This is a genomic window from Nannocystis pusilla (assembly GCF_020073745.1).
GTDB classification, from domain to species: Bacteria; Myxococcota_A; Polyangia; order Nannocystales; family Nannocystaceae; genus Nannocystis; species Nannocystis radixulma.
Genome location: NZ_JAIRAU010000023.1, coordinates 201,258 through 226,031, shown reverse-complemented (window position 1 = coordinate 226,031; position 24,774 = coordinate 201,258). Strand labels below are relative to the sequence as shown.

General features: G+C 70.7%; 16 protein-coding genes. 7 read left to right on the top strand and 9 right to left on the bottom strand.

All coding sequences use genetic code 11. The features are described from left to right. The first annotated feature begins 30 nt into the window (after positions 1-30). The 4 genes from tssC (at position 31) to K7C98_RS17890 (ending at position 5,787) form a co-directional block, all read left to right on the top strand. Positions 31-1,524, top strand: coding sequence for a type VI secretion system contractile sheath large subunit (tssC, locus tag K7C98_RS17905; RefSeq protein ID WP_224192898.1), 1,494 nt, complete (start codon positions 31-33; stop codon positions 1,522-1,524). A 4-nt stretch (positions 1,525-1,528) separates the two neighbouring features. Further along, positions 1,529-3,199 carry a serine/threonine protein kinase gene (locus K7C98_RS17900; protein ID WP_224192897.1) on the top strand — a complete coding sequence of 557 codons (1,671 nt, stop codon included), beginning with the start codon at positions 1,529-1,531 and terminating at the stop codon, positions 3,197-3,199. Between the two features lie 12 nt (positions 3,200-3,211). After that, positions 3,212-4,933 carry a penicillin-insensitive murein endopeptidase gene (locus K7C98_RS17895; protein ID WP_224192896.1) on the top strand — a complete coding sequence of 574 codons (1,722 nt, stop codon included), beginning with the start codon at positions 3,212-3,214 and terminating at the stop codon, positions 4,931-4,933. 113 nt (positions 4,934-5,046) lie between these two features. Then, entirely contained in the window at positions 5,047-5,787 is a 741-nt protein-coding gene (locus K7C98_RS17890) for an SDR family oxidoreductase (protein ID WP_224192895.1), read from the top strand. Positions 5,788-5,836: 49 nt separating this feature from the next. Here the strand turns inward: K7C98_RS17890 and K7C98_RS17885 are convergent, their stop codons facing one another. Beyond that, positions 5,837-9,199 carry an FHA domain-containing protein gene (locus tag K7C98_RS17885; RefSeq protein ID WP_224192894.1) on the bottom strand — a complete coding sequence of 1,121 codons (3,363 nt, stop codon included), beginning with the start codon at positions 9,197-9,199 and terminating at the stop codon, positions 5,837-5,839. Positions 9,200-9,248: 49 nt separating this feature from the next. Between K7C98_RS17885 and K7C98_RS17880 the strand changes: the two genes are divergently transcribed. Both K7C98_RS17880 and K7C98_RS17875 read left to right on the top strand, forming a co-directional pair. After that, positions 9,249-11,921, top strand: a complete 2,673-nt coding sequence (locus K7C98_RS17880; protein ID WP_224192893.1) for a type ISP restriction/modification enzyme — start codon at positions 9,249-9,251, stop codon at positions 11,919-11,921. A 261-nt stretch (positions 11,922-12,182) separates the two neighbouring features. Beyond that, positions 12,183-12,782 (top strand): glutathione S-transferase, encoded by a 600-nt coding sequence (locus tag K7C98_RS17875; protein ID WP_346660292.1) that lies wholly within the window; start codon positions 12,183-12,185, stop codon positions 12,780-12,782. 60 nt (positions 12,783-12,842) lie between these two features. On the opposite strand, the gene K7C98_RS17870 is transcribed toward K7C98_RS17875, so the two are convergent. From K7C98_RS17870 to K7C98_RS17860, 3 genes are all read right to left on the bottom strand, one after another. Beyond that, positions 12,843-13,994 (bottom strand): DUF4215 domain-containing protein, encoded by a 1,152-nt coding sequence (locus K7C98_RS17870; protein WP_224192891.1) that lies wholly within the window; start codon positions 13,992-13,994, stop codon positions 12,843-12,845. Between the two features lie 74 nt (positions 13,995-14,068). Further along, positions 14,069-15,091 (bottom strand): DUF4215 domain-containing protein, encoded by a 1,023-nt coding sequence (locus K7C98_RS17865; protein ID WP_224192890.1) that lies wholly within the window; start codon positions 15,089-15,091, stop codon positions 14,069-14,071. Positions 15,092-15,183: 92 nt separating this feature from the next. Further along, a complete protein-coding gene (locus tag K7C98_RS17860) occupies positions 15,184-16,440 on the bottom strand; it encodes a DUF4215 domain-containing protein (RefSeq protein ID WP_224192889.1) in 1,257 nt (418 codons plus the stop codon). A 342-nt stretch (positions 16,441-16,782) separates the two neighbouring features. Between K7C98_RS17860 and K7C98_RS17855 the strand changes: the two genes are divergently transcribed. Further along, entirely contained in the window at positions 16,783-18,033 is a 1,251-nt protein-coding gene (locus K7C98_RS17855; protein ID WP_224192888.1) for a hypothetical protein, read from the top strand. 365 nt (positions 18,034-18,398) lie between these two features. Here K7C98_RS17855 and K7C98_RS17850 read toward each other — a convergent pair whose 3' ends face one another. The 5 genes from K7C98_RS17850 to K7C98_RS17830 are packed head-to-tail and all read right to left on the bottom strand — an operon-like array spanning position 18,399 to position 24,488. Then, positions 18,399-19,619: a TlpA family protein disulfide reductase gene (locus K7C98_RS17850; RefSeq protein ID WP_224192887.1), complete on the bottom strand. Its 1,221-nt coding sequence runs from the start codon at positions 19,617-19,619 to the stop codon at positions 18,399-18,401. Between the two features lie 10 nt (positions 19,620-19,629). Beyond that, positions 19,630-19,884 (bottom strand): hypothetical protein, encoded by a 255-nt coding sequence (locus K7C98_RS17845; RefSeq protein WP_224192886.1) that lies wholly within the window; start codon positions 19,882-19,884, stop codon positions 19,630-19,632. A 12-nt stretch (positions 19,885-19,896) separates the two neighbouring features. Further along, entirely contained in the window at positions 19,897-21,006 is a 1,110-nt protein-coding gene (locus K7C98_RS17840; protein WP_224192885.1) for a hypothetical protein, read from the bottom strand. Positions 21,007-21,021: 15 nt separating this feature from the next. Next, positions 21,022-22,320 (bottom strand): vitamin K epoxide reductase family protein, encoded by a 1,299-nt coding sequence (locus K7C98_RS17835; protein WP_224192884.1) that lies wholly within the window; start codon positions 22,318-22,320, stop codon positions 21,022-21,024. Positions 22,321-22,331: 11 nt separating this feature from the next. Further along, entirely contained in the window at positions 22,332-24,488 is a 2,157-nt protein-coding gene (locus tag K7C98_RS17830) for a serine/threonine-protein kinase (RefSeq protein WP_224192883.1), read from the bottom strand. Between the last annotated feature and the right edge of the window lie 286 nt (positions 24,489-24,774).

Below are 24,774 nucleotides of genomic sequence, written 5' to 3'. Positions count from 1 at the left end.
GCCACGGCTCTGCAAAAGGAGTTTTAGGACATGTCGGACACGAATTCGCAGACAGCCCCGCAGCGGCAGGCCGCCGAGGCGCAGGACTCGCTACTCGACTCGCTGCTCTCGGAGACCAAGCTCGGGCCGACCGACGGCGAGGCCTATGATCTGGTCCGCCGCGGTACCCGCAAGCTGATGGACGACCTCCTGCGCTCGACCGAGGTCGCGCCGAAGATCGACAAGAACCTCATCGACGAGATGATCGCGGACATCGACCGCCGCCTCACCGCGCAGGTCAACCAGGTCCTCCACCACCCGCAGGTCCGCCAGCTCGAGTCGTCCTGGCGCGGCCTCAAGTACCTGGTCGACCAGATCGACTTCCGCGAGAACGTCCGCCTCGAGATCGTCAACGCGACCAAGGAAGACCTGCGCATCGACTTCGAGGACGCCCCCGACATCACCAAGTCGGGCCTCTACAACACGATCTACCGCAACAACTTCGGCACGCTCGGCGGCAAGCCCTACGGCGTGATCTGCTCGACCTACGACTTCGGCACCGGCACCGAAGACGTGCAGCTGCTCAAGCAGTTCGCGGCCGTCGGCGCCATGGCCCACGCCCCGTTCCTCGGCAACGCCTCGCCGAAGATGTTCGGCGTGCAGTCGTTCACCGACCTGCCCAAGCTCAAGGACCTGCAGGCGCTGTTCGAGGGCCCGCAGTACGCCAAGTGGAACGGCCTGCGCGAGACCGAGGACGCGCGCTACCTCGGCATGTGCATGCCGCGCTTCATGCTCCGCGCCCCCTACGGCAAGCGCGAGAGCGAGCTGTCGGTCAAGGCCTTCGACTTCACCGAGGAGGTGATCGACAGCCACGACGCGTACCTGTGGGGCCCGGCCTCGCTGGCGATGGCCGCCAAGATCGCCGACAGCTTCGCCAAGTACCGCTGGTGCCCGAATATCATCGGCCCGCAGGGCGGCGGCTCGGTCTACAACCTGCCGCTCCACCAGTACGAGCAGGGCGGCGAGCTCAAGACCAAGATCCCGACCGAGGTCTCGCTCGACGACCGCCGCGAGTACGAGCTCGCCGAGCAGGGCTTCATCGGCCTGGTGTTCCGCAAGGACAGCGACAACGCGGCGTTCTTCTCCGCCAACTCGATCCAGCGGCCCAAGGTGTTCGCCAAGACCGCCGAGGGCATGGCCGCGCAGACCAACTACATGCTCGGGACGCGCCTCCCGTATATGTTCGTGATCACGCGCCTCGCCCACTACATGAAGGTCCTCCAGCGCGAGCAGATCGGCACCTGGAAGAGCCGCTCGGACCTCGACCGCGAGCTCAACAACTGGATCCGCCAGTACGTGTCCGACATGCCCGATCCGCCGGCCGCCACCCGCTCGCGCAAGCCGCTGCGCAAGGCCAAGGTGATCGTCGAGGAGGTCGAGGGGCAGGTCGGATGGTTCCGCTGCAACCTGGCCATCGAGCCGCACCTCAAGTTCGAGGGCGCCGAGTTCACCCTGTCGCTCGTCGGCAAGCTGGACAAGTCCTGACCCGGTGGCCGTCACATCGTCACATCGAGTCGGTGCCGTCGTCGGCGGCCGCTACCAGCTGCGCGAGTCCCTCGGAGGCGGGGGAGTCGGGCAGGTGTTCCGCGCCTGGGACACGCAGGGCCAGCGAGCCGTCGCGCTCAAGATCCTCGACCCTGGGCGCTCCGGCGACGAGGCGCTCGACCGCTACGCCAGGCTGATCGCCACCGTCGGGCGCGCCGGCCACTCCGGGCTCGTGCTGCCGCGCGGGCTCGGGCTGGCCTCGCGCAACCCGCCGATCGTGGTGATGGATTCGCTGACCGGCGACGACGTCGGCAAGCTGCGCGCGCGCCTCGGCCGCTTGCCGTGGATGCGCGCGCTCGAGCTGTGCGGACAGACCGCGGAGATCTTGCACGCGGTCTACGCCAGCACGAAGGCGGCGCACCGCGACCTCAAGCCGAGCAACATCTTCGTCACCGACCGCGGCGAGGTCCGGATCCTCGACTACGCGACGGCGGAGCTGGAGATCGTGTCGAGCGACAGCACCCGCGTCGACTCGGCGCTCGGCTCCGTCGACTACCGCACCCCCGAGCAGCTCGAGGGCGCGCCGACCGACGAGCGCACCGACGTGTTCGCGCTCGCGGTCGTGCTGTTCGAGCTGGTCACCGGCGCGCTGCCGTTCCAGGGCCAGTCGTACTACGAGATCGCCCGCAAGATCATGGGCGAGCCGCCGCCGCGGCTCATGGACGTTGCGCCCGACGCCGGCGTGCCGGTCGGCGTCGAGGGCCTCATCCGCCGCGCGCTCGCCAAGCGCCCGGAGGACCGCTTCTCCGACCTCAAGGCGATGGCCGACGCGATCGCCCACGTGCGCCGGTTCCCCGGGGTCACTCCCGGCGCGCCGGTGACCGCCGCGGGCACGATGATCGAGGTCCGCGGCCAGAGCAAGCCGGCCGTGTCCGCCGCGGAGGACGACGAGGACGACACGACGACCACGTTGATGTCGACGGCGCGCAAGCCGGGCCGGACCACCGGTTCGAACCTGCTGATGCAGCAGGCGGCCGTGCCGCTGAACGAGCGCACGGTGGTCGCCGGGAACATGCCCTTGAGGACAGGTCTGACGCAGTCGACCAACCTCGCGGCGCTGCGCCCGGTGAGCGCGACCGTCGTCGACCCGCAGGCGCCGGGGCGGACGATCGTGGCGCCGACGACGGGGGCGGGTCGCACGGTCGTGGCGCCGACGACGGGCGCGGCCGAGGAGGCGCCCGTCGACCGCACGGTGGTGTTCCGCACCGACAGCCACCCGGCCGTCGGCGCCGGTGGCACGATCGTGCAGGTCCAGCAGGGCGCGCCGCCGCCGAGCGAGTCGACGATGATCCTGCCGGATCCGTCGGCGCCGCCGCGGGGCGAGTCGACGATGATCCTGCCCGACCCGAGCGCGCCGGCGCGGCAGGACACGACGATGATCCTGCCCGACCCGAACATCCCACGCGGCGAGACGACCATGGCGCTGCCCGACGCGGCGGCCGTGGACTCGCGCGCGCGCCCGACCGAGGCGACGATGGCGCTCGACGGCCCGACGGCGGCCGCCGTGGCCCGGCGGCCGGCGGAGTGGTCGCTGCAGAAGACGCTGATCGTCGTCAACGTCGCCTGCGGCCTGCTCATCATGATCGGCCTGCTGGTCATGCTGCTGGCCAGCTGAGGGAGGACGCCGGTGGCCGACGGACCTGTCTTCAAGGTCATATCACCCGACGGCGACGAGCGCCGGGTCGCGTTCAAGGGCCCGGAGATGCAGGTCGGCAGCAGCGTCGACTCGAACCTCGTGCTCGGCGGCCACGGCGTGTCCGGCAAGCACTGCCGGATCTCCCTCAAGGGCGACAAGCTCGTCGTCATCGACCGCGGCTCGCGCAACGGCACCTACATCAACTCGCGCCGCTGCATCGAGCCGACCGAGTTCCGCGTCGGCGACCGCCTCAGCGTCGGCGCCTACGTGATCGAGATCGCCGACGACGAGCGCGACCGCAAGCTCGAGCAGAAGTTGAAGTTCGAGCCGGTCGCGCTGGCCCGCGGCGAGGACGAGCAGCGGGCCGCGGAGCAGCGCCGGCTGGCCCGCTACGCCCGCGAGTGGGTCGACCAGGGGCGGGCCCGGCGGATGCTGCTGCACGGGCGAGATCTGGCGCTGGCCGAGGGCTGGATGGGCGTGCCGGCCCAGCGGGCGGAGGTCGAGGCCGAGCCGCTGCTGCGCGAGTTCGTGGCCGCGAGCACGCGGGCGCTGCGGATCCGGCGGGCGCTGCAGTTCACGACCGCGGGGGTGCTGCTCGGCGCGCTGACGATCTACCTGTTCGCCGGCCCCGAGGCGCCGCCGCCCCCGCCGCCGCCGCAGCCGAGCGCGGACGAGCCGGATCGTGACGTGGTTGCAAAGACAGGTCCTTCGGGACAGTCGGCGCGCGAGGAGTGGATCGAGCACCAGGTCAGCCCGGGCGAGACGTTCGAGGACATCGCCCGCTACTACGAGGTGTCGCCGGTGCAGCTGCCGCAGTGGAACGGCGGGGTGACGACGCTGGTCCCGGACATGAAGCTCAAGGTGCGGACGACGCAGCCGCCGCGGCCGCCGCTGGTCGAGGAGTACTACACCGTCGGCGAGGGCGAGGACTGGCTGGCGGTGGCGAACCTCTACAACACGACCGAGGAGAAGCTGCGCCAGTTCAACCCCAAGGCGCCCGACCGCCTCAAGGGCGGCGAGGAGCTGCTGCTGTGGATCGAGGCCGGTCAGTTCGGGGCGAAGACGCCGAACCCCGACGACCTGCCGATCTTCATCGTTCCCGAGGGCGCCAGCTCGGTCGGCGGCGTGACCAGCGGGACGCTCGTCAACCCGGTGCAGCTGCTGCCGTCGCCGCTGGCCGACGTCCGCTGCGCCTCGCACGCCTACGCGACCAACTACACGCTGACGACGCTGCTCAGCGGGATCTCCGAGTTCCGCGCCCAAGGCTTCAGCAACCAGGTCATGATCGCCGACCTCAGCCTCAAGGACGGCGGCGGCTACGGGCGTCACAAGTCGCATCAGTCGGGCCGCGACGCCGACATCTGGCTGCTGGTCAAGCGCAAGCGGTTCAAGGAGGGCTGCAAGAACTGCAGCACCACCAGCTGCCGGCCGGAGCCCGACGAGGTCGACTGGCGGACGACGTGGCGGTTCATCCGCGCGCTCAACTCGAACAACAAGGTGCAGGAGATCTTCCTGTCACACTGGTTGCAAGAGGAGCTGTACAAGGCGGCGATCGCCGAGGGCGAGACGCCCGCGGAGTTGAAGAAGCTGATCCAGTGGCCGCGCCCGAAGGGCACGCCGGCGCTGGTGATGCACTCGGACGGGCATATCCACCACATCCACGTCCGCTTCAAGTGCGACCCCAACGACACGGCCTGCAGCAACGCCAAGTAGCGGCGGCTGCGCCGGCGCGGCGCGTCCGAGGTCGTGGTCGGCGGAGCGCGGCGACAGCGGGCGCGCGGGCCCGAGTCGACGTCGCGCGCGCGGGACGTCCTACGAGACGCCGCATGAACAGGACGAACGCGAGGACAGCGATCGTGACCGGGGCATCGCGGGGCATCGGCGCGGCGGTGGCGGCGCGGCTGGCGGCCGACGGCTTCAACGTGGTGATCAACTACTCGAGCGACGCGACGCCGGCAGAGGCGCTGGCGCGCCGGCTCGAGCACGAGGGCCGGCGGGCGCTCAGCGTCAAGGCCGACGTGCGCGACCCGCTGGCGGTGCGCTACCTGTTCGACGCCGCCGAGGCGACGTTCGGCGGCGTCGACGTGCTCGTCAACAACGCCGGCGTGATGGCGATGAAGACCATCGCCGACACCGACGACGAGACCTTCGCCCGCCAGGTCGACATCAACCTCAAGGGCACCTTCCACGCGCTGCGCGAGGCGGCCGGCCGGCTGCGCGAGGGCGGCCGGATCGTCAACTTCTCGTCGACCACCGTCGGCCTGCGGCAGCCGCTGTACGGCGTCTACGTCGCCACCAAGGCCGCCGTCGAGATGCTCACCAGCGTGCTCAGCAAGGAGCTGCGCGGCCGCTCGATCACCGTCAACGCCGTCGCCCCGGGGCCGACCGCGACCGACCTGTTCTTCGCCGGCAAGTCGCAGGAGATGATCGACCGCATGGTCGCGATGTCGCCGCTCGAGCGGCTGGGCCAGCCCGACGACATCGCCGCGGCGGTGTCGTTCCTGGTCGGGCCCGACGGCGCGTGGGTCGACGGCCAGACGCTGCGCGTCAACGGCGGGATCGTGTGACGGGCGAATGTGCGACCCTCGCGAGTCCGCACATTCGCGGGCGGGCGCCTCAGCGGCCCTCGCACAGCGGCTCGATCGGCTCGCCGGAGTAGAGCGTGCTCCACTCCTCGTCGCTGAGGTCGCGGCCGACGGTGCGGCACGCCAGCGCGAGCAGCAGGTCGTGCTTGAGCGGCCACACGCGGATCGCCCCGTCGGCGCCGGCGCTGGCGAGCAGGCGGCCGCCGCCGTCGACGCGCACGGAGGTGACGGGGCCGGCGTGACCGGTGAGGGGGATCGATCGCACCTCGCCGCCGCGGTCGAGGTCGTCGACGAGCCACAGCCGCAGCGTCTTGTCGGCGCTGGCGGACACGAGCAGCTCGCTGCCTGGCTCGAAGGCCAGGGAGGTGATCGCCGTCTCGTGACCCTTGAGCTTGCGGGTCTCGGTGGTCTTCTTGAGGTCCGTCATGTTGATGACGCCGTCGTCGCTGCCGGTGGCCAGCCAGCGCTTGTCGGGGCTGAAGGCCGCGGCCCGCACGCGCGAGTCGTGGGCGACCGCCGAGCGCTCGGGCAGCTCCGAGGTCTTGCCCTTGTCGACCGCGCGGAGGATCGCGCGCGCGTCGTCGCTGGTCGAGACCAGGAAGTCGCCGCCGCCGCTGAACGCCAGCGACAGCACGGTCTTGTCGTGCTGGAACACCAGGTGCTCGCCTGTGTTGCCGCTCATCGGCCACAAGGTGACGCGGTTGTCGGCCGCGCCGACGGCGAAGTAGCTGTTGGGCGCGAGCGCCAGGGCGCTGACCGAGCGGCCGAGCGCGATGCTGCGGGCCGGGCTGTCCTCGGGGCCATCCTGTCTCATCGACCAGGTGTAGATCGCGCCCGAGAAGTCGGCGGTGACCAGCCAGCGGTTGTCGGGGCTGAAGGCGACGTGGCTGATGTTGTCGTCGTGCTGGTTGCGCTCGATCGGCTTGGGCTCGCGGTCGCCGGCGCCGAGGCCGTAGACGAGCAGCTGGCGCTCGACGCCGACGGCCGCCCACGCGCCGTCGGGGCTGACCGCGAGCGCCTGCGGGGCGACCTCGAAGGCGCGCTCGAGGATCCGCCGCGGAGCGCCGCGCGCATCGAGACGCCAGGCGCGCAGCGCCTTGTCCTGGCCGAGCGAGGCCAGCCGCCCGCCGTCGCTGCTGAGGCCCAGGCCGGTGACGGGGCCGCGGTGATCGCTGAGGACCGCGAGGGCGCCGCCGGCGTCGGCGTTCTGCAGCGGCCACAGACGCACCGTGCCGTCGGCCGAGGCCGACAGCAGCGAGTTGCCGTCGAAGCTCGGCAGCATGGTCTCGATCTCGTCGGTGTGCTCGTCGAACACGACCACCGGCTGCGCCGATGTGTGGCGCTGCACGGCGTCCCACACGTAGATCTTGTTGTCGCGCGCGGCGACGGCGATCCGCCGGCCGGTGGGGTCGGCGGCCAGCTTCTCGGGCTCGGCCGCGAGGCCGCGCAGGCCGACGCGCAGCGGCTCGCTACCCTGGCGCATCATCTGATCGAGCTCGGTGACGATCAATTGCTTGTCTGCCCCGAGGGACAGGACGGCGCGCGCGCCCGGGAGGAACGCCAGATCGAGGACGGGGCCGTTGTGACTGGCGAGCGCGTCCTGCTGCGCGCGCGCGAGGGTGCGGACACGCCAGCGCACGACCTGGCCGATGCTGTCGCCGACCACGACCTCGTCGCCCTCGCCGTTGACCGCGAATGCGGTGGCGTCACCGCCGATGGCGAGGGTGATGTGCTTGCCCTTCTTGCGCCCGTCCTGCAGGTCGGTGGCGATCGCCTGCTTGCCGCCGAACGAGTACAGGCGCGTCCCGCCGTCGCGGAACACCAGCTGCTCGATCGCCCCGGTGTGCAGCCGCAGCTCGCCGAGCTTGCCCCCGGCGTCCGCGCCGCGCATGTCCCACACGGTGATGTTGCCGCGGCGGTCGCCGGTGGCGAAGAACCGACCGTCCTCGCTGAAGGCGATCGAGGTGACGGGGTCGCGGTGGCTCTCGAGCTGGCGCGTCAGCTTGGGCGCGCTGCGCTCCTTGAGGTCCCACAGATCGACCACGCCCTTGGCTGTCCCGACGACCAGCCAGCGACCCTCGGGCCCGAGCGCCGCAACCTTGCCCGCCCCCGAGCTCGACGGCATCTGCCGCGGCTGGCTGGTACCGGTGCGGTCGTAGAGGGTGACGGTGCCGGTGTCGTCGACGGTGACGACGTCGCGCTCGTCGCGGCCGACGTCGGCGTTGCGGATCGGCGAGGGGCCGCGCCCGAGGACGCGGCTGCGCTGGCGCGAGAGGGCGATCCGCAGCGCCCGCTCGGCGTCGGCCTGGCGCGCGCACGGGCCGTCGGCGGCGCTGACGGCCCGCACGCCGGCGAGGATCGCCAGCTCGAGGTCGGTCTGCTCGCTGGCTTTCTCGGCCAGCTGGTTGGCGCGCTGCACCGTCGGATGATCGGGCGTGCACTGGCCCGCGCCGGCCTCTCGACCGGCCGCCGCGTCCTTGAGCACGAGGTCGTCGTGGAGGACGTGGGCGGCGACGTTGCCGCCGACGAGCGCGACGGTCAGCGCCCCGGCGCGCAGGCCGAGGTCGCGGATCCGGTGGCGCCGGTCGCCGCGGCTGGCGTAGATGAACTCGCGGTGCAGCTCGCTCGGCCGCGGCCGCAGCTTGCGGTCGCTGGCGGCCCACGCCAGCCCTCGCTTGAGCAGGGGGCCGGTCAGCAGCAGGCTCTCCGGCTTGCCGAGGTCGCGCCACCGCCGGGCCAGCGGATCGATCTGGCTGCGACACGACTCGTTCTCGTCGTTGACCGGCCCGGTCGGCTTGCCCTCCGGCTCGGCGACGGGCGCCGGCTCGGGTTCGGACTGGCGCAGGTTGACCTTGATGCTGCTGTCCGGAAGGCCAGCTTCGGGCTCGGCCGCCGGCCGCGAGGCCCTGGTCGCCGGCCTGGCCGGCTCCGGCGCGGGCCTGGCCTTGGGGGCAGGTTCGGGCGCGGCCGCCCTGGCCCTGGGGGCAGGTTCGGGCGCGGCCGCCTTCGGCCTGGCAGCCGGCCTGGCGGTCGCCTGCATGGTGATCTGGTCGTCCTCGCCGGCCGGCCGCACGCGCGCCGTCCCGCGGCTGCCGGCGCCTGCCTGATCGACCAGGTGGATCTTGACCTTGCCGACCTCGATCTCGTCGCCGGGCTTGATCGCGGTCTTGGCGGCGATCCGCTTGCCGTTGACCTTGGTGCCGTTGCGCGACCCGAGGTCCTCGACGTAGTGCTGGCCGCGCTCGTTGCTCAGCCGGGCGTGCTGGCGCGAGGCGCCGTCTTCGAAGTTGAGCTGGAGGTCGTGCTCGGCCTCGCGGCCGACGACGACCACGTCCTTGGCGAAGCGGAGCTCTTTGCGCGGCTGTCCCTCGCGTTCGACGGCGATATGAAGCATGGAACGGCCAGGAGGATATCACTGCGGGCCGTCGAGCCCGCGGGCGCGAATGCACGCACCCGCCGCACGCGCATGCCGGGCCCGTGCGCGATGTTGCTCTGCTATGTTTCCGCGCATGCGCCGGTCGGCCCCGAAGAGCTCGCGCGAGGTCGCCGCGCTGCTGGCCGCGCGCTGTGTGGCCCTGCGCGAGGCGGTGCTGGCGGCCCTCGCCGCGCCGACGTCGCAGCTGCGCAAGCTCGCGGGCGAGTGGTCGCCGGCGGGGTGCGGCGGCGAAGCGGAGTTCGCCGACGCGTTCGCGCAGACGATCGCGTACGGGCTGTGGATCGATCGCCTCGATCACCCCGCGGCGACGTCGACGGTCGTGGGCGCGGGCCTGCACGGTGCGGCGACGCCGGGGCCGCTGGCGCGCGCGCTGACTGCGGCGGCGCAGCACCGGGGAGAGATCGCGGAGGCGCTGACGCAGCTCGAGACGGCGGTGGCCGCGAGCGCGACCGCGGCGCTGGGCGAGCACGGCGGGCTGTATCTGTACGAGGAATTTCTGGCCGCCTACGACGGACGGCTGCGCCGCGAGGCCGGGGCCTACTACACGCCGGCCGAGGTGGTGCACGCGCAAATCGTGGCAGTGCAGCAGCTGCTCGCCGCCGAGTTCGCGGCGCCGCTCGGCTTCGCGGCGCCGGAGGTCGTGACGATCGATCCGGCGTGCGGCACCGGGGTGTATCCGCTGGCGATCGTGGCCCACGCGCTGCAGCGCGCGCGGGAGTCGAAGGAGGACCTTGCGACGTGCGCGAGCGACCTGGCCGCCAACCTCACGGCGCACGAGTTGCTCGCCGGTCCGCTCGCGGTGGCGCACGCCCGCGTCACTCGAGCGCTGCTCGCCGCGGGAGCGCGTCTGCCTGCGGGCGGCGTGCGGGTGGTGCAGCGCGACACGCTGGCGCGACCGGAGCGCGGCGAGGACGACGGGCGACGGATCGTCGTGTGTATCGGCAATCCGCCCTACGACCGCCGCGAGCTGGCGGAGACCGACCGCGGCGGGTGGATCCGCCACGGCGATCGCGAGCACGGCGAGCGGGCGCTCCTCGCCGACTTCTTGCCCGACGCGGCGATCGGCAAGCACGCCAAGAATGTCTACAATGAGTACGTCTATTTCTGGCGCTGGGCGCTGTGGCGGGCCTGCGAGCAGGCGGAGCGCGGGATCGTCTGCCTGATCACGCCGTCGAGCTTCCTGCGCGGCCCGGGCTTCGCGGCCCTCCGTCGCCACATGCGCGCGGTGCTCGACGCATTGTGGATCGTCGACCTCGGCGGCGACGCCCTCGGGCCGCGACCGTCCGCCAATGTTTTTAAGAATGTTCGCACGCCGGTGTGCATTGCGGTCGGCGTGCGGCGGGGAGAGACAGTCGGAGCGCGGGCGGCGGCGGTGTGGTACGCGCGACTGCCCGAGACGGACAGCCGCGAGGCGAAGCTGCGGCGGCTCGGGGCGTTGCAATCGCTGGACGAGTTCGCGTGGGCGCGCGCCTCCGACGATTGGGAGGCGCCCTTCGTCCCCGCGACATCAGGAGACTATAGTGATTGGCCGCGACTCGTCGACCTGTTCCCCTGGCAGCACGCCGGCGCGCAGTGGAAGCGCACGTGGCCGATCGCGGTGACGCGTGAATTGGCAGAGAGACGCTGGCGCGCGCTGCTGCACGCGGACGATCGCGCGGCGGCGTTCCGCGAGACGGAGGCGTGGACGATCACCCGCGAGGGGATCGACCTGTTCGAGGGGTCGCCGCTGCCCGCGCTCGCATCGCTGCCCGCGGAAGCACCGACGCCGCGCATCGAGCGGATCGCCTGGCGCTCGCTCGACCGCCGCTGGTGCCTGGCCGACGCCCGTCTCGGCGATCGCCTGCGTCCGGCGCTGTGGCGCGCCCACGGTCCGTCGCAGCGCTACATGACGACGCTGCTGTCGAGCGGGCTGTCGCGCGGGCCGGCGGCGATGGCCTGCGCGGAGGTGCCGGACCTGCACCATTTTCGCGGATCGTTCGGCGACAAGGGGGTGATCCCGCTGTGGCGCGACCGCGCGGCGACCGAGGCCAACGTGACGCGTGGGGTGCTCGATGTTCTGAGAGACATGTTTAATAGGGCAGTGACGGCGGAGCAGCTATTTTCGTACGTGTACGGCTGCCTGGCGCACCCGGGCTATACGCGGATGCTGGCGGAGGAGCTGGCGGAGCCGGGGCCGCGGGTACCGATCACGCGCGACGCCGAGCTGTTCGCCCGCTGCGCGGCTCTCGGGGAAGAACTGCTCGGGCTGCACTCGTTTCGCGGCGGGGTGGTCGAGGGGCGGGCACGCTGCGTGGCGCCCGTGAGCGAGCAGCCGCGCGCGTTCGAGTACGAGGACGGGGTCCTCGTGGTCGGGAGCGGGCGATTCGCACCGGTGGCGCCGGCTGTCTGGGCGTACGAGGTGTCGGGATTGAAGGTGGTGCAGTCCTGGCTGGCGGGTCGGATGCTGCAGCCGCGCGGGCGCACGTCGTCGCCGCTCGACGCGCTGCGGCCCGAGGGGTGGACGGAGGCGCTGACGCAGGAGCTGCTCGAGCTGCTGTGGGTGCTCGAGCGCTCGCTGGCGCTGCACGACGTGCAGGCGGAGGTGTTCGCGCAGATCGTCGTTGGCGAGCTGGTGGCGGCGAGCGCTTTGCCGCCGCCGACGCCGGAGGAGCGGCGCGAGGCGAGATTTCCGATGCCGTGAGTCGCTGCCCGGCATCCATACGTTGAGCACGGTGACGGCGGGGATGCCGTTGCTGCCGGTGGTGACATGGGTCTTCGGGGGATTGACGGAGATGCTGGACATCGAGACCTCGTCACGCGGTGATTCGAGGGAGCGGTTAGGGAGTGAGGCGAGTTCGTCGACGGCGAGCGGCCCAGCACGTGAAGGTGTCGACTCGGTAGCGGCGATGGCGCGCGATGGAACAGGGTTGCGGTGGGCGAGGACCGCTTCCATTCTGGGCCGGTGCAGCTCTTCTTCGCGGCCACTTCGCCCTTCGCCCGCAAGGCTCGTATCGTCGCGCACGAACTCGGTCTGGTGGAGCGGATTGCGATGATCGAGATCGATCCCTGGACGGACCAGCGGCTGCGCTCGCTCAACCCCCTGGCCAAGGTGCCGACGCTGATCCGCGACGGCGGCGAACCGCTCTACGACAGCGCGGTGATCTGCGATTATCTTGATGCGCTCGCGGGGCGGCGGCTGATCCCGCAGGAGGGCGAGCGGCGCTGGCGCGCGCTGCGGTTGCAGGCGCTCGCTGCTGACACGTGCACTGCCGCCGGGCGGCTGTTCGCGGGAGAACGGCGCGGGGGGGAGGACCCGATGCGCGAGCGGCTCTTGGCGGCGGTCGAGGGGGCGCTCGACGCTCTCGAGCGCGAGCCGCTCGACGATGTGGCGCCGGACCTCGGGGACATCTGCGCGGCGGTGCTGCCGGGGTACTGTGATTTCCGCTGGCCCGATCGAAATTGGCGGCAGGGTCGGCCGCGACTGGCTGCCTTCAGCGCGGCGATGGAATTGCGAGCGTCATTTGTCGCCACGCTTCATCGCGTGGCGGATAGACGCCTTTGACGACCACCGGGCAAGCTTTATGAAGGCCTCAAACGTGGTCGTGGACGATGTGCGCTTCTGTCAGTTCTGAATGCAGTAGAGGTGGTGAGGCGTATTGCAGTCGACCTTGGATTGTGAATGTGTCCACATCTCGTTTATTGCGTTTGGATCTCCTGTGTTGCCGAAGCCGGTGTTCGAATCCCAGTTGTTGCAATGAGCGTCGAGCGAAAGAATTTTACCTTCGAGGTCAGTGTTGGTCCACACGAGGGCCTCGGCGGCGATGGGATTGCCGAATTCGTCTCGATTGACCGGGTGCAGCAACATGCCCGAGGTCAGACCCGCCCAGCCACGGGCGACGAGTACTGGCTCAGGGCCGGGTAGGACGTACCAGCCATTAAAGGTGGTATCCATGCGGGAGGTCGGAGATTCGGCACTGTCACTGAGCCATGCCTTCCATTTTGCAATGAGCGGAATGCTGGCGCTGTCGGCCGCAGCCGCACACTTAATGTCCGAGCCGCTGAACTTGTTCAAGTCGCCCTTGAACGTCAAAGATGTCACGAAGATGTATCGGTAAGGCGTCGCTATGCAGTTGTTGCAGAGGTCGTCACCGTCGGGGGTGCTGTCGTCGCACTGCTCGCCTTCGGCCTCCTGGACCACGCCGTCGCCGCACCGCGGGCCGAGCTCGCACTGGGTGGTGCAGCCGTCGTAGGCGCTGTCGCTGTTCTGCTCGCCGTTGTCGCAAGCCTCGACACCCATCTGGACGTGGGCGTCACCGCAGCTGGCGGCCCTGCAGGTCGACAGGCACTCGTCGGTGTCGTCGTCGTTGCCGTCGTCGCACTCCTCGTCGCCGCTGATCAGGCCGTCGCCGCAGCTGGCGCTGACGGTCTCGGTGCAGTTGTTCTCGCAGCCGTCCATGGCGACCTTGTTGCCGTCGTCGCACTCCTCGCCGGGATCGAGTATGCCGTCGCCGCAGTCGGTACCCGGCGTGGCTGTGCAGTCGTTCTCGCAGCCGTCGCCGGCGACGTCATTGCCGTCGTCGCACTGCTCGGCGCCTTCGGTCTTGCCATCGCCGCATACGGCTGTGCCGTCAGTCGTCGAGGTCGGTTCGCTGGCGGCGGTGGTGTCGGTCGTGATCGCTTCAGTGGTGCCGGCGGAGTGGGGAACTTCCGGATTGTAGAAGCATGCCGGCACGATGGCCGTGAGCAACAGGACCGTCGTGAAACGTGTATTCATGGGTGACGGAAACCGTTGGAGTGCTGAAGGCCGGTACCTGTTCGCTCCGGCTTCGCGTGGAACGTAAGAGTACGTCAAGGAAGGGGGCTGTTTTGGAAACAATAGAGGTGGAACGAATTCGCGCAGCCGACGGGATTGTCCATCAGAGCATCGCTCCATCCGCCGTCCATCGCGTTGACAGCGCCATGGCGCCCCTTGGTGGCCAGGGCGGCGGACGACCATCCGGAACAATCGTCGTTCCCCGCGCTCAGTCCTGCCGGGGTCGTATTCGACCACACGGCAAAGGGCTCCTCCTCGAGCGGCGCGCCGGTCTCGTCGAAATTGATCGGGTGCAACAGTGAGCCGTCGGTGAGGTCGCTCCAGCCGTGAGCGATGACGGTGCCGTTCGTCAGCTTGTAGTAACCCGTGAACGAAGTGTCCATGCGGCCCGGAGACGCGGGGGAGAGCGTGTCGTCGCTGATCCAGGCGAGCCAGTTCACGGTCTCGGGGAGCGGTGCGTCTGCTGCCGCTTGCGCGCACGTGGCATCGGCGATGAGAAGTCCACCCAGGTTCCCCTTGAAGTCGCCATGTGTGACGAACACCATTCTCGGGGCCCTGCAATCGTTGGAGCAGTCATCGTCGTCGATGTTGTTGGCGTCGTCGCACTCCTCGACTCCTGCTTGGACGAAGCCGTCCCCACAAGAGGCCGTCTTGCAGGAAACGCAAGGGTCCGCGTCGTCGAAGTTCTCGTCGTCGCAGTCCTCGACGCCGGCCTGCACCAGGCCGTCACCGCATACTGCATTCTTGCAGGTGTTGGTGCAAGCGTCGGTGTTGTCCTTGTTGCCGTCGTCGCACTCCTCGCCGGGGTCGAGCATGCCGTCGCCGCAGTCAGCGCCCGGCGTCGTGGTGCAGTCGCTCTCACAGCCGTCGCCGTCGACACCGTTGCCGTCGTCGCACTGCTCGGTGCCCTCGGTCTTGCCGTCGCCGCATGTGGATGGTGCACCCGTCGTCGTCGGGGTTGTTGACTGGTCCGTAGTGTCGATGGTGGTACCGGCTTCGGTGAGAGCCGTTACTTTCGGAGCGTAGAAGCACGCCTCCATGGCGAGGGCGAGAAGCACGGGGGCCGGGGAATGCAACCGCATGATCTGAGCAGTTTCTGGGATACGTCGTGGACGCGGCGCGACGCATTTTCGGTGGTGTCCTGTGCTTGTTACGGTGGAGGCGCGCTCTGGAAACAGTAGAGGTGAAATGAATTGGAGCATCCAGCGGGGTTATCTGCGGGAGCATCGCTCCAGCTTGCGTCGTTCGCAGACACTTCGCCGAAGCGACCCTTGGTGCTGAACATGGCCGACGTCCAATTATTGCAATGAGCACTGCCGGCGCTCGTGCCATCCGGAAGTGTATTGGACCACGCCTGGAGGGGATCGACGACCGCGTTGCCGTTCTCGTCGAGTTTGATGGCGGTACCGAGTGGCGGAGCGATCAGGGCAGCAAAGCCATGAGCAAGAATGGTCCCGTCTGCGAGCTTGTAGTAGCCAGCGTAGCCAGTCTCCATCCTGCCCGCAGACGAGGGGAATTTCGACTCGTCGCTGATCCACGCGACCCAGCTGAGACCGCTGGGGAGTTGCGAACCTTCGGCGGCCTGAACGCATTTTGCGTCGGCGCCGACGACGCCGCCGAGGTTGCCCGTGAAGCCGGTTGCGGTGGCGAAAACGAACCTGGGAGCGATGCAATCGTTCGAGCAATCGTCGTCGTCGACTTGATTGGCGTCGTCGCACTCTTCGGGGCCGTTGCGGGTGCCGTCGCCGCAGTTCTCGCCGGGGCCGCTGCACTCGGTGTTGCAGTGCCCGTACGTCCCGTTCATCGCGGCTTCGTCGCACATCTCCATTCCGGCCCAGACGATCCCGTCGCCGCAGGAGGCCGGGACACAGGAGGAGAGGCATGCGTCGTCGTCATCGGTGTTCCCATCGTCACACTGCTCGCCGGGACCCTGGATCCCGTCGCCGCACTTGGGGGTGTTGGTGCAGTTGCTCTCGCAGCCATCGCCGCTCATCGTGTTGCCGTCGTCGCACTGCTCGCCCGGGTTGAGCTCGCCGTCTCCGCACTCCATGGTGACGGGAAGCCGGCAGTTCGCCTCGCAGCCGTCGCCGTCGATGTTGTTGCCGTCGTCGCAGTCCTCGTCGGGATCCTTGGTGCCGTCGCCGCACTTCTTTCCAGGGGTCGTCGTGCAGTTGTTCTCGCAGCCGTCTCCGGCCACGTCGTTGCCGTCGTCGCACTGTTCGCCCGGATTGAGGTCGCCGTCGCCGCACACGGGGGTGGCGTCGGTCGTCGAGGTCGGATCGCTGGTGGCGGTGGTGTCGGTGGGCGCGCTGCTGGTGCCGTCGCTGGCCATCTCGACCTGGGTGAGGTCCTTGAGGCAGCCGGCGGAGAGGAAGGCGAGGGCGACGAGCGAGGAGCGGGCGAGCATGGCGGGTGCGCTTGGGGTGATGGTCGACGGTGGCGCCGCGGAGCGCAAGGGCGAGCCGGGTCGCGCGGACAGATCTCGCAGGAGGCGGCCCAGAAAGCTGCTGGACGGGGTTGCGGGCGTGTCAGGCGTTTTGGCTCGGGGCGGCCCGGCGGGTGTCACGGGGAGGTCGCATGGCGAGCGAGACCGGAGTATCCGGTGTTCAGGGGCGGGCTCGGTCGAGCGCGCGAGACTGGCCGTTGGAGCAGGTCGCGCGATCGGGCGCGAGCCACGGCGCGCCGGGCGTCACTTGGCCCGCGGGCCGGTGGGGCCTATACTCGCGGCCCGGCCGAGGAACGAGGGCGAATGCTGATCGTGCAAGGTGTCGCGCTGGCGATGGCGATGGTGACGGCGGATGCGCCCGCGGGGGCGGCTTCGTCGAAGGACGAGCGGGTCGCGGCGGCGTACCGGCAGTTCGAGAAGCAGCGGCACGTCGAGGCGGCGCTCGAGTTCGAGGGGCTGTGGCGCGACTTCAAGGAGCCGCGCTTCTTGTTCAACGCGGCGGTGACCCGCTACACGGCGCGGCACTACGCGCACGCGGTGGCGTACCTCAACGAGTACCTGGCGCTGGCGGAGGTCAAGGGGGCCGACCGCGACGAGGCGAAGGCGCAGCTCGAGGTGGCCCGCCGCGAGGTGACGAGCGTGCAGGTCCGCGTGCAGGCCGAAGGGGTCGGCGGCGAGCCGACGGTGACGGCGCGATGGGTCAGCGAGTTCGCGTCCGACATCCGCCCCGAGCTGCCGGTGCCGCTGGCGCCCAGCGGGACGGCGCAGGGCGGGGTGATCCAGCTCGACCCGGGGACGTGGGTGCTGCGCGCGCAGGCGCCAGGCGCCGAGCCGGCCGAGGTCCAGATCAAGGTGACGGCCGGCGCGGCGGTGACGGCCGAGCTGGCCTTGAAGCCAGTGCCCGCAGAGACAGGTCCGAAAGGACAGACGGGACCGGACGCCGGCAAGCCGCTCGACGGGCGCAAGATCGGGCTGGCGACGGTGGGGGTCGGGGCGGGGCTGTCGGTGATCGGGGTCGCGCTGACGGCGGTCGGCCAGGCGAAGGGGTTCGGGCCGGCGCTGAAGGCCGACGCGATGGCCTGCGCCGATTGGTCGGATCTGCAGGGCTGCTCGTCGGATCTGCGCGCGGGGGCGACGCTGCGCGCGGCCGGCACGGGCGTGCTCGGAGCGGGGCTCGGGCTGGTCGGCAGCGGGGCGATCTGGTTCATCCGCAAGGAGAAGTCGCGGCGGCTGGCGTGGTACGTCGAGGCCGGCGTCGGCGGGGCGGCGCTGATCGGCGGGATCGTCGGGCTGGTCGTCGGCGGGGGCAACTTCAACGAGGCCAACACGTCGCCCGAGGCGAGCTGGGCGACGCTGCCGGGCGAGGTGAAGGGGCCGGCGGCGATCTTCGCGGCGTCGTCGGCGGTCGCGGGGCTGGGCATCGGCCTGGCCGCCGGCGCCGGGCTCGGGCTCGGGCTGTCGCGCGGCAAGAGCTCGCAGTACGCGAAGGCGCTGCGGCTCGGCGGCGGGCCCGGGCGCACGGCGCTGGGGCTGACGCTCAGCGGCCGGTTCTGACGGCCCCGGCGAGGGGCGCTGCGACAGGCGCAGGCGCGTCCGCCTGGTCGCGGACCGGTGCCTGGCGTTCTGGCTGCGCCTCCGTGTGCGCCCGGAGGCGCGACGACGGCCGGATGCCGGCATCGGACCGGTGCCTGGCGTTCTGACTGCGCCTCGGTGTGCGCCCGGAGGCGCGACGACGGCCGGATGCCGGCGCTGGGGCGGATGTTCAGCGGGCGGTTCTGCCGAGGTCGGGGGCACGGCACGGGCCTCGAGAGGCTCGGAGCGGTGAAGAGCATGACTGTCGAGTCATGCCCTTTCGAGCATGATGTTTAAAACATGCTCAGAGGGGCATGCCCTCTCGAACATGCCTCTCGAGCCAGGCGCTACTTGAGGCCCTTGGCCTGGCAGGTGTGGCGGTCGCTGGCGTCGAGCTTGCAGACGAGCGGGGCCTCGCAGGCGCAGTCCTGGCAGCAGGTCTGGCTGCTCTCGCCGCGGGCGGGCTCGCACACGCCGTTGCCGCAGGTCTTGGGGCCCTGGGGCTTCTCGGGCTTGGTGACGACGGGGGCGCCCTTGAGGCGGGCGACGCAGCGGCCGTCGGCGGTGCGGATCTGGCCGGCGGCGCAGGTCGGGTCGGCGGGCTGCTCGGGCGGGAGGACGGGGGCCTCGACGGCGGGGCCGCGCTTCTTGAGCTCGCCGCAGTCCTCGGGGCTGTGGTGGGCGGCGGTGTTCTCCTTGCCCTCGCAGCGGCCGTTGCCGGGCCACGGCTTCTTACACCAGGCGTCGGGCGAGTCGTCGGCGAGCTCGGCGTGGAGCTGGTCGAGGTGGCGCTCGAGGTCCTCGAAGTCGGCCTCGGTGAGCTGCTCGAACTTGGCCCAGCGGACGCGGCGGTTGCAGTCGAGGACGAAGGTGACGGGCAGGTTGCCGCGGAACAGCTGGCGCTGCTCCTCGGCCTCGAGCACCTTGACGAACTTCTCGTCGTAGGTGCGGTCGGCCAGCTTGACGGCGGCGGGCGGCATGACGTCGGCGAAGTCCTGGTACGACTTGCGCGGGTCGGTGTTGTCCTTGAGCTGGACCGGGACGAAGCGGACGTCGCCGCCCCACGCCTCGGCCTTGCGCTCGAACATGGCCTTGAAGTCAGGCATCTCGGCCTTGCACGGGCCGCACCAGGTCGCCCACAGGTTGACGAGGTGGATGTGCTGCGACGGCAAGACCTCCTGCGCGCCGAAGCGGACCTCGACGGCCGGCTTGCTGGTGTCGCGGATCGCCTCGAGCTTGACCAGCATCGCCGGCGAGATCTGGGTCCCGAACCGGCCGACGTAGCCGCTGCGCGGCCGATCCTGCGGCGGCGCGACCTCCTCGGGGTCGACGATCAGCGCGGTCTTGGTCTCGAGCACCCGCGTGGTGTCGACGCAGCCCTGCTTCTCGCGCTGGAGGACGCGCGCGAGCTGCTTGCGCACGTCGTTCTCCTTGAGCCAGATCAGCAGGGCGAGGCCGCAGGCGAGGGTGGTCAGGAAGACGTTGACGACCGCCCACCGGACGTACAGCCGCGCCTTGGCCCGCGCGGGGTCGGTGTCCTTGAGGTCGAGGCGGGTCGGCTCGGACATGGTCTTCGGGTCAGGTCTTGGGCGTGTTGACCGGCATGTTGACCGGGGCGTTGACCGGCGGCACGACGGGCGCGGGCGGCGTCGGGGCCAGGGCCTCGTGGCAGCACGGGCAGGCCTGCAGCTTGCCCTGCAGCAGGTCGCGGGTCCTGTCGACGCGCATCATGAGCATGACGGCGACCAGCAGGCTGACGCCGGCGATGAAGGTCGTCAGGATGGCGACCAGCTTGTAGGCGAGCAGGGGGGGCGGCTGCGGGGCGCTGGACATGGCGGGGCTCGCTCAGCCGGCGGACTCGTCGAGGGCGGTCTTGGGGGGCTTGTACTCGGTGCCGTCGCAGGGGATCGGGACGACGAGGACGACGCGGTTGATGGCGTTGAACAGCTCGTTCCAGTCGCGCGAGCTCTGGTCCTTGAGGTCGATGGCGCCGTCGAGCAGGACCTGCATGCGCCGCTGGTTGACCTCGTCCCACGCGACCACCGGCGACGGGGTCTTCTTGTCGGGCTCGACGTCGAGGTAGCTCTTCTTGAACCGCTCGGGGTTCAGCGGCTTGGCGTCGCGCATGGCGAACGGCTGGATCGGGATCTGCTTGCGCTCGGTCTCGGCGAGGCCCTCGTTGACGACCTCGCCGATGATCTGGGTGACCATGTCCATGCGCCGCACGGCGAGGTCGTGGTTCTCCTTGCGGTCGCCGTCGGGCGAGGCGCGGCCGATCACGAACACCTGCTTGGCCTTGCCCAGCTGGTCCCTGAAGCGCCGGATCTGCGCCTTGTAGTGCTCGCGCACCTGCTTGGTCGGCCAGTTGGTGCCCTTCTTCGGCAGGCCGGTCGGGTAGTGGACCGAGAAGCGGCCGGGGAAGGCGGCGAGGATCAGGTCGAACTGCGGGTCGTCGATCGCCAGCTGCTCCCAGTCGGACGGGGTGCACGAGCGGGTCGAGACGAGGTCGCCGAGGCTCTTGTCGCGGCTGGCGCACTTGTTCTGCAGGTTGCGGACGGCCTTGGCCAGCTCCTCGTTGCGGGCGCACTCGAGCGGGGCCCGCTCGAGCTGGGCGGGGTCCTGGCAGCGCATCTGGTGGCAGACGAGCGGCATCTCGCAGTCGCAGTCGCGGCAGCTGTCGCCCTCGCCGCAGATGGCGAGGTCGTCGATCGGGGCGCACTTGTCGTGCAGGCAGTACTGGCCCGGCGGGCACTTGGCCGAGCCCTCGGGCGTGCTGGCGTCGCAGTCGGCGGCGGCGACGACGGCGACCGGCTGGGCCGCCTCACCGCCGGCCTGCGCGAGCAAGGGGTCCTCGGTGCGGAAGATCGCCACGTAGGCGATGAGCAGCACCATGAGGGCCATGAAGCCGGTCAGCACCAGCAGGAGCTTGGTCGTCGTGTCGAACTCGGAGGCCATGAGTGCCGGCTCGGATCAGGGGCTCTTGATGCTGCCGCGGATGATGTTGATGATCGCGCGGGCGGTGTAGTCGGACTGCAGGTAGCTGACGGCGTCGAGGCGCGGGGCGCCGCCCTCGATCGGGAACACGTAGCCGGTCGGCACCTTGTAGTCCTGCTCGACGGCGTACTTCTGGTGGGCGGTGATCCGCACGATCCCGTCCTTGTCGTTGTTGATGCACTGAAACAGCTCGTTGTCGACGTCGTCGGGGTCGATCTCGAGGCCGATGTCGACGGCCTTGCTGGCGACGCGCACGGGGCTGAACAGCGGGCCGCCGGCCGGGTCGGGGTCGGCCTGCAGCGCGAACAGGGCGGAGATCATGTCGAAGCCGGCGCCGGGGCGCAGCTTCTCGACGCACTCGGCGGCCCTGGCGGCCAGGCACGCGCCGCCGTTGAAGGCGTCGGCGTGGTGCTTGGGGTAGCCCGCCGGGAAGGCGTCGGGGTCGCAGGCGGCGCGCGGGGTGTGGAACACGTAGACGCGCGTGGGCACGTCGAGCTCCTTGCCGCGGACGGCCCGGCCGACGTTGCGGAACTCGTTGAAGCAGTGCGGGCAGCTGAGGTCGAGGAACAGGGCGATGCCGACCTTGGCGTCGGCGGGGCCGGTGACGATCGCGGTGGTCGGCAGGGCCACGGTCGGCGCGGCGCAGCCGGTCTGGGCGTCGACGAACCGGCGCGTGGCCTGGTAGCCGACCGACTGCACGCCGAGGCCGACGATGAACACGGCGCAGGCGACGAACACGGCGTCGAGCAGGTCGGCCTGGCGGCGCGTGGCCAGCCGCTTCCACAGGCCGCGCGGGGCGCCGTGGACGGCGAACAGGGCGCACATCAGGAACAGCGCGCTGATGACGTAGAGCGACAGGCAGTAGGGGCAGGGCGCCTTGAGGATGAGGAAGGCGTAGCTGCCGTAGACGGCGCTGACGGCCACGTCGAACAGGGCCAGGCCGAGCAGCAGCGGGCGGGCCGCGCCGCGCAGGAATTCGGGGCGCAGCAGGAAGCCGCCGGCGACCACCGCGGCGACCAAATAGAACGCCGAGCCCCACAGCGAGATCGGCAGGCCGAACAGGGTCGACCAACTGCTCTGCAGCGCGTCCTCGCACGACATGCCGCCGATCGCACACGCACCCTTGGTCGAGGCGCACGGCGTGAACGTCATGCGGAACTTGAGCACCGTGAGGTACAGGCCGACGCCGGCGCCGAGCAGGCTGAGCAGCAGCGCCGCGCCGGCGCCGAAGCGGGCGATGCCCGGCGGCTTGTCGTTTGGTGTCGTGGAGGACATGTCCCGAAGACCTAGTTGGAAGGGTTCGACAGCGGCAGCCGCTCGAAGGTCGCCTTGCCGTTGCTGTAGCTGTACGAGAAGGCGCCGCCGCGGGGGCTCGAGTCGAACGGGAACTGCTCGAACAGGCCGCGCACGCACGCGCGCACGGCCGCGTTGCTCGAGATGACCTTGATCTTGTGCGGCGGCATGCCCGACTTGCGGACCTCGATGGTGAACTTGAGCTTGGACGTGCTCTGGCCGGCGTCGTCGAGGCAGGTCTGGAAGAACTTGTGCTGGCTGCGCAGCTCCTTCTCGGCGTTGCGGTAGCCGAAGTCGGGGTCGGGCTGGCCGGCGGCCGGCGGGGCGGCCGGGGTCGGCTCGGGCGCCTTGGTGTCCTCGGGGACAGGTGGCGGCGCCTCGACCTTGGTCGGCTCGGGCGGCGGGACCTCGACCTTGGTGTCGGCGACCACGGGCGGGGCGTCGGTCTTGGTGTCCTCGGGGACAGGCGGCGCGTCGACGTTGGTCGGCTCGGGCGGCGGCTCCTCGACCCGGGTCGGCTCGACGGCGGCTGCGGTGCTGTCCGAAAGGGCAGGTGGCGGCTCGTTCGGCGGCGAGGCCGGCTCCTCGGGCTTGACCGGCTCGGGCTCGGGGTCGTCGGCGGCGGCCGCAGCGGCGGCGGCGTCGGCCGGCGAGGGCGCGGGCGCGGCCACCCACGAGGCGAGGCCGAACACCAGCGCGAGCGACAGCAGGGTGCCGCCGCGCGCGGCGACGTCCTTGCCGGTGATCGGGCGCGGGGCGACGGTGTCGTACTGCTGCGAGCGCGACACCTCGTCGCGCACGGCCGGCTCGCCCGAGTGGGTCGCCCCCTCGGCGTCGTCGAGCGTCGGCGTGCCGAGCGGCGTGGCGCCGGGCCGCGGCGTGCCGCCCTGCGGGGTCGGGTTCGGGGCCGGCGTGCCGATCGGCGTCGTGCCGGGCCGCGACCGCTCGGGGATCGCCACCAGGAACGGCTGGCTCCGGTGGCGCACGACCGGGCCGCCGACGACGGCGTCGAGCGACTCGAGCAGCGCCTGGCCGAACTCGTCGGCGGTCTGGTAGCGCTTGTCCGGGTCCTTCTCGAGCGTGCGCAGGAGGATCTGGTCGGCGATCGGCGGGATGCCGCGCTCGGGCGCCCGCTTGCTCGGGGCCTCGGGCGCGGTGTGCTTTTGATGGTAGAGCAGGTCGAGGACGTTCTTGCTCGAGAACGGCGGCGTGCCGGTGATGAGCTTGTAGAGCGTCGCGCCGACGGCGTAGATGTCGGAGCGGGCGTCGGGCGTCGCGTTGGTGGCGATCAGCTCCGGCGCCATGTACTCCGGCGTGCCGAGCAGCACGCCGTCCTGCGTCAGCTCCTGGCCGCTGTTGGTGTCCTTGGCGATGCCGAAGTCGATCAGCTTGACGTGGTCGGGGTTGCGATCGAGGGTGACGCGGAAGCAGTTCTGCGGCTTGATGTCGCGGTGGTAGGTGCCCTTGGCGTGGGCGGAGCTGAGGCCGCTGCAGATCTGGACCGCCATGTTGGCCAGCCGGTGCCACGGCAGCGGGCCCTCGCGCTGGAGCAGGTGATCGAGGTCCTCGCCCTCGAGGTACTCCATGACGATGTACACCTGCCCCGAGGGGGTCTGGCCGACGTCGTAGGCGCGCACGACGTGGTTGCTCGAGATGTCCATCATGGCCCGCGCCTCGGCGAGGCAGCGCTGCTGCATGTCGGCCTTGCCCGACAGGCGCGGGTCGAGCAGCTTGATCGCCAGCTTGCCGCCGGTGCGCGCGTGGGTGCCCCGGTACACCGTCGACATGCCACCTGACCCGAGGGGCTGCTCGAGCTTGTAGCGGCCGTCGATCACCGAGCCGGGGCCGATCGGCGCCGGCGGCTTGGCCGGGGCCGGTCGCGCCGCCGCAGCTCCCGTCGACGTCACGGGCCGCGCCGCCGCCGGGGTCGCGCCGGTCAGGGACGCTGTTCCGGACCGCGTCGGCGAGCGCGCCCGGCCGGGGGCGGGCTTGGCAGGCTCGCCGCCCAGCGACGCCGGCTGCTTGCTGCGCATCTCGCCGGTGGTGGCGCCGGGCGGCTTGACGGGCGCCCTCATCTCGCCGGTGCTGCCCGGCGGCTTGACGGGCGCCCTCATCTCGCCGGTGCTGCCCGGCTTGGCGGGTGCCCTCATCTCGCCGGTGCTGGCAGGACGGGGCCGCGGCGCCGGTTTCGCAGGCGGCCTGGGATCGTTGGGCGGCATATCAGGGGGTTCATCTTACAGGACACCGAGGCGCGACGGCGACAACGCGGCGAAGAGTTGTGTGCGCCGCGCCGGCAAGATGTCCGAAGGGTCATGCCGCGCGGCGCGATCACGCCCGCCCGGCGATCGCAGAGGCGAGCGCGATCGCGCGACATGAGATGTCCTTCGGGACAGATGAACGGCGCTCGCCGCGATCCGCGGCACAACGGACGGGGAC